Origin of the sequence: Clostridioides sp. ES-S-0005-03 (assembly GCF_020658455.1) — a bacterium.
Taxonomy (GTDB): domain Bacteria; phylum Bacillota; class Clostridia; order Peptostreptococcales; family Peptostreptococcaceae; genus Clostridioides.
Genome location: NZ_JACVWI010000015.1, coordinates 1 through 5,631, shown reverse-complemented (window position 1 = coordinate 5,631; position 5,631 = coordinate 1). Strand labels below are relative to the sequence as shown.

3 protein-coding genes and 1 rRNA gene are annotated in these 5,631 nt (G+C 27.9%); 3 read left to right on the top strand and 1 reads right to left on the bottom strand.

The genetic code is table 11. The features are described from left to right. Positions 1 to 114 (top strand): 5S ribosomal RNA (gene rrf / locus IC218_RS21470); the annotation flags it as partial. 208 nt (positions 115 to 322) lie between these two features. On the opposite strand, the gene IC218_RS21465 is transcribed toward rrf, so the two are convergent. Then, entirely contained in the window at positions 323 to 1,507 is a 1,185-nt protein-coding gene (locus IC218_RS21465) for a pyridoxal phosphate-dependent aminotransferase (protein ID WP_227825476.1), read from the bottom strand. Positions 1,508 to 1,879: 372 nt separating this feature from the next. On the opposite strand from IC218_RS21465, the gene IC218_RS21460 reads away from it, so the two are divergent. Beyond that, positions 1,880 to 4,231 carry an anaerobic ribonucleoside triphosphate reductase gene (locus IC218_RS21460; protein WP_227437646.1) on the top strand — a complete coding sequence of 784 codons (2,352 nt, stop codon included), beginning with the start codon at positions 1,880 to 1,882 and terminating at the stop codon, positions 4,229 to 4,231. Positions 4,232 to 4,252: 21 nt separating this feature from the next. Next, positions 4,253 to 4,792: an anaerobic ribonucleoside-triphosphate reductase activating protein gene (nrdG, locus tag IC218_RS21455; RefSeq protein ID WP_227437644.1), complete on the top strand. Its 540-nt coding sequence runs from the start codon at positions 4,253 to 4,255 to the stop codon at positions 4,790 to 4,792. Positions 4,793 to 5,631 lie beyond the last annotated feature (839 nt).

The following is a 5,631-nucleotide window of genomic DNA, read 5'->3' as shown; positions in this document are numbered from 1 at the left end:
GGTTACAATAGCAGAGAGGATACACCTGTTCCCATTCCGAACACAGAAGTTAAGCTCTCTAGCGCTGATGGTACTTGGTGGGAAACTGCCTGGGAGAGTAGGACGTAGCCACGTAATTTTTTTATTTGTTATATTGAGTTAAAATTTAAAATAAAATTCTAGCTTAATATAACAAATAAAATAAAAACCTATTGGTATGAAAATCAATAGGTTTTTATTTTATTTAAGTTTTTAATTACGATGTTAAATATATTATATAGATACACAATCTATTAATTTATCATCTAATATCTTATATTTAAAAATTGTTTGATTAAAATTATTATGCCATTATCTTAGATACAAATTCTTTTAATTTATCTAATCCAGCCAAGAAAGTATTCTCATTACAAGCATAAGATATACGAATATATTTATCCATACCAAATGCTATGCCAGGAACAACTGCTACATTGTATTCTTCTAAAAACTGATTACAAAATTCTATAGAAAAACTATCTTTATATTTAAAGTTTTCAGCTATCTTAGAAAGGTCTATAAAAGCATAAAACGCACCATATGGATTTACGTAATCTACATTTTCGATAGAATCTAATTTAGATGTGATTAAATCTCTTCTAGATTTATATGTTTCCACCATATCATCTATATCAGTTGAACAATCTTTTAAGGCTCCATATGCTATGTATTGTGATGTTAAGCTTGGATGTGATATAAGATGTCCTTGTATGGAACTCATTACTTTAGCTATGGTTTTATTAGAAGCAGTATAGCCTAATCTTAATCCAGTCATAGCAGCTGATTTAGAAAAACCATTTATAGTTATAGTTATATCTTTTGCTTCTTCGCTTAATGAAGCAACTGATGTGAAATTTCCAGTGTAACATATTTTTTCATATATTTCATCTGCCAAAATATATATTTTGTTCTGTATACACACTTTTACGATTTCAATTAGCTCATCTCTTGTATAGACACTACCAGTAGGATTTGAAGGATTATTTATTACAAGAATCTTTGTTTTGCTTGTTATAGATTTTTCAAGTTCTTCTTTTGTTAATTTGAATCCATTTTCTTTTCTGGTATCAATAAAAATTGGAACAGCATTAACTAATTTAACCATTTCAGGGTAACTAACCCAATATGGTTTTGGCAATAACACTTCATCTCCCTCATCTGTTAACGCTAGTAAAGTGTTTGTTATAGAATTTTTAGCTCCACTTGATATAACTATTTCATCTATTGAATATTTACAGTTATTTTCTTCAATAAGTTTTTTACAGATTTCTTCTCTAAGTATTTTCAATCCAGGAACTAAATCATATTTAGTACAATCTTTATTTAAAGAGTCAATTCCGTAAGATTTTGCAACATTAGGTACATTAAAATCAGGTTCTCCTATACTAAGGTTGATTACTTTAATTCCGTCACTTTCCATTTCTTTAACTTTTGAACTAATACCTATTGTATAGGATGGAGTTATAAAGTTTAGTCTTTTTGATAACATAAAATGCCCCCTTTTAAATTATTATTTATATTATACGACAAATTTGAAAAATGTACATAAGGAAATTTGTAGATATATACATTAATACATATGAAAATGAGTATTTTTTGCCTAAAATTAGTGTAAAAAAAAGAGAAAAAAGTTTTGACTTCCAAAGTGGTTACAAACGCTGATGTTCAAAATATCTACATAGTATTTGCAATGATTTGCGTTAGTTTGACTATTATGTACAAATTTGGTAATCTTAATATAGTAATTATTAAGATAATCCCTTTAACTTAGTTGAAGGGGATTTTTTTAGACTTAATATACTACATATAGTGGTATGTAGATTAATAAAATACAATATATAGTAATAGGGGGTTTTTTTAATTGGTTGAGTTTGTAAAAAAGAGAGATGGAAGAGTGATTCCATTTAATGAAGATAGAATAACAAGGGCTATATTTTTAGCAGCAACAAATGTTGCAGAAAGAGAAGGTATTGTACCTGATTATAAGTTATCTGAGCAACTAACTCAGGAAGTAATAAAGTTGATAAATCATAAATATTCTGAATCAGTTCCAAGTGTTGAAGACATACAAAATTCTGTAGTTAAGGTTCTTATAGAAACAGGTCATGCAAAAACTAGTGAAGAGTACATAGTATATAGAACTGAAAGAAGTAGAATAAGAAATTCAAAAACACGATTAATGAAGGCAATAGAAGAAATTACCTTTGAGGATGCAGAAGATGCTGATATAAAAAGAGAAAATGCAAATATCAATGGTAATACAGCTATGGGAACAATGTTACAATATGGAAGTACTGTATCCAAAGAATTTTGCAAGACTCATATATTAAAGCCAGAACATTCTTTCGCACATGATAATGGAGATATACATATACATGACATGGACTTTTTAAATATGGGGACATTAACTTGTTGCCAGATAGATGTTAAAAAACTATTTGAGGATGGTTTTTCAACTGGTCATGGTTTCTTAAGAGAACCACAAGATATAATGAGTTATGGAGCTCTAGCCGCAATTGCGATACAAAGTAATCAAAATGATCAACATGGAGGTCAAAGCATACCATTTTTCGATTATGGTTTGTCTGAAGGTGTGTATAAGACATTTAAAAAATTCTACATAGGAAACTTAGCTAAAGCATTAAAATTATTTAAAGGAATTGAAAATAATGAAGCAATAAAGGACATAGTATATAGAACAGAGAAAGAAACAAATAAAAAAGTTGGTCTTAAAAAAGATGAATTGTATTTAAACTCTGAAAAAGAAAAACTAAAAGAAATGTTTAATATTGATGAAGAACTTATAAAGAACATGCAAAACTTTGCATTTGAAGAATCATATAAAGAAACTGATAAAAAAACATATCAATCTATGGAAGCATTTATACATAACTTAAATACAATGCATTCTAGAGCAGGTGCACAAGTACCATTTTCAAGTGTAAATTTTGGAACAGATATTTCAGAAGAAGGAAGAATGGTAACTAAGAATCTATTATTATCACAAGAAAGAGGTTTAGGTAATGGAGAGACCCCAATTTTCCCAATATTGATATTTAAAGTTAAAGAAGGTGTAAATTTAAATCCAGAAGATCCTAATTATGATTTATTTAAGTTATCATGCAGGGTATCAGCTAAAAGATTATTTCCTAACTTTAGCTTTTTAGATGCTCCTTTTAATGCTAAATATTATAAAGCAGGAGATCCAGATACAGAAGCTACATATATGGGTTGTAGAACAAGAGTACTTAGTAATGTATGTGGGCCAGAAACAGTTAGTGGCAGAGGAAATATATCTTTTACTACTGTCAATCTTCCAAGATTAGGTATAAAGCATGGAATTATAAAAAATGAGAAAACTAATTTAGATGAATTTTTTAAAGAACTAGATGAGAAAATAGACTTAATTATAGAACAATTATTAGAGCGTCTTGAAGTTCAAGGAAATAAAAAAATGAAAAACTTTCCGTTTTTAATGGGTCAAGGCGTATGGAAAGATTCTGATGATTTGGGCCCAGAAGATACATTAAAAGAAGTAATAAAGCAAGGAACATTGACTATTGGGTTTATAGGTTTAGCAGAATGCCTTATTGCTCTTACAGGTAAACATCATGGAGAAAGCAAGGAAGCTCAAGAATTAGGACTAAAAATAGTGTCATATATGAGACATAAAATGGATGAAGCTACAGACAAATATAAATTAAATTTCTCTTTAATGGGTACTCCAGCAGAAGGTCTTTCAGGAAGATTTACTAAAATAGATAAGAAAGTATATGGAGAAATTAAAGGTATTACAGATAAAGAGTATTATACTAATTCATTCCATGTTCCAGTTTATTATAATATAAGTGCATATGACAAAATTGAGATAGAAGCTCCATATCATGAATTTACTAATGCAGGTCATATAACATATGTAGAACTAGATGGAGATCCATCTGATAACTTAGAAGCTTTTGAAACTATCATAAAAGCAATGAAAGATTTGGGCATAGGATACGGAAGTATAAATCATCCTGTAGATAGAGATCCTATATGTGGTTTCTCGGGAGTAATAGCAAGTAATATATGTCCTGTATGTGGAAGAAATGAAGACGAAAGTGATATTAAATTTGAAAGAATAAGACGAATAACAGGATATTTAGTTGGTACAGTTGATAGATTTAATAATGCCAAAAAAGCGGAAGTTAAAGATAGGGTAAAACATAGATAGTTTTATTTGGAGGAATAAGTTATGAAGATAAGAATGTCATCTACTATAAGTCATGACAGTATAGTTGATGGACCAGGGTTAAGAATGGTAATATGGACTCAAGGATGTGTTCATAATTGTAAAGGATGTCATAATCCTCAAACACATAATTTATGTGGTGGATTTTATATGGATACAAAAGAAATTATAAATAAGATAAAGTCACTAAAATTACAAAAAGGTATTACACTATCAGGTGGAGAGCCATTTTTACAGCCAGAACCATTAGAAGAAATAGCAAAAGAAGCCAAAAAGACTGGCTTAGATGTATGGTCCTATACCGGATTTACATTTGAACAACTACTAGATAAAAAAAATAGTGCATATTTTAAAAACTTGAACCTATTAAAGCAGATTGATGTTTTAGTAGATGGAAGATTTGTAGATGAAAAAAAAGATATAAGTCTAAAATTTAGAGGTTCATCAAATCAAAGAATAATTGATGTTCAGAAGAGCTTAAAGTATAAAAAAGTATTTTTAATTGAGCAGTATATGAAGGATGATTTATCTATAGCAGAATAGAACATAAATAGACGAAAGTAAATGTAAAAACATATTTACTTTCGTCTATTTTTATGTAAAAAGTTTTTCTTTAATTATGTATTATATAAAATGTATTTATATTAGACTGACTATTGTAGCTTTTATAGCTTTAGTTTTATAATATATTAGTTTGTTTTGATTTATATTCTTTTAAAATAAAGTTTTACAAATTGTTTAATTGATACTCGGCTATGAAACTAAAGTATTTAATTTGATTATGAAAGTTTTTAGTTAATATATAAATTTACAAAGTAAAGTAGTAAGGGGTTGATAAATACTTTAATAAAATTATATGCTCATGTACTATTATCACTACTAATATCATTATTAATGCTTTTGAGAGGAAATAATGCTGCTATTAAAGTAAGCATTTTCAACCAAGGTTTTCAAGTTGTAAACATATTGTATCATATAGATAAATGGACTAATGAAAAGTGATTATACATATGGATTTATCTTTATTCAAAAAATAATAAATTATGTAATATGTGGATAAATATGTTTATAATGTGGATAATATTTAATGTAATAAGTTAAAACAATATGAATCAGTTGTTTATAATGTGGATAATATTATAATAGAGAGGTAAAGTGATAATTTAAAAATAAAAAAAGTAAAAAAAGTTGTTGACTCTAAAAGAAAAAGTTGGTATAGTAATACTTGTCCTCAAGAAAAGGACATAAACATAAAGAACTTTGAAAATTAAACAGTAGGTTAATTTATAAAACAAGAAACAAACCATAAAGCCAGATATTTAGATAACAATAGTATCTGAGCCTGATAAACTTTTATTTGAGAGTTTGATCCTGGCTCAGGA